Below are 532 nucleotides of genomic sequence, written 5' to 3' on the forward strand. Positions count from 1 at the left end.
GATTCCATCCATGTCAAGGGTAGGTAAGGTTTTTCGCGTTGCATCGAATTAATCCACATCATCCACCGCTTGTGCGGGTCCCCGTCAATTCCTTTGAGTTTTAATCTTGCGACCGTACTCCCCAGGCGGTCTACTTCACGCGTTAGCTGCGTTACCAAGTCAATTAAGACCCGACAACTAGTAGACATCGTTTAGGGCGTGGACTACCAGGGTATCTAATCCTGTTTGCTCCCCACGCTTTCGTGCATGAGCGTCAGTTTTGACCCAGGGGGCTGCCTTCGCCATCGGTGTTCCTCCACATATCTACGCATTTCACTGCTACACGTGGAATTCTACCCCCCTCTGCCAAACTCTAGCCTTGCAGTCTCCATCGCCATTCCCAGGTTGAGCCCGGGGATTTCACGACAGACTTACAAAACCGCCTGCGCACGCTTTACGCCCAGTAATTCCGATTAACGCTTGCACCCTACGTATTACCGCGGCTGCTGGCACGTAGTTAGCCGGTGCTTATTCTTCAGGTACCGTCATTAGC

At 52.3% G+C, this 532-nt stretch carries 1 rRNA gene; it reads right to left on the reverse strand.

Features of this window, described 5'->3' with window-relative positions:
- Window positions 1-532: ribosomal RNA gene (locus GEV02_RS32585) — 16S ribosomal RNA — on the reverse strand; the annotation flags it as partial.

The organism is Rugamonas aquatica, from assembly GCF_009380215.1.
Classification (GTDB): Bacteria; Pseudomonadota; Gammaproteobacteria; order Burkholderiales; family Burkholderiaceae_D; genus Rugamonas; species Rugamonas aquatica_B.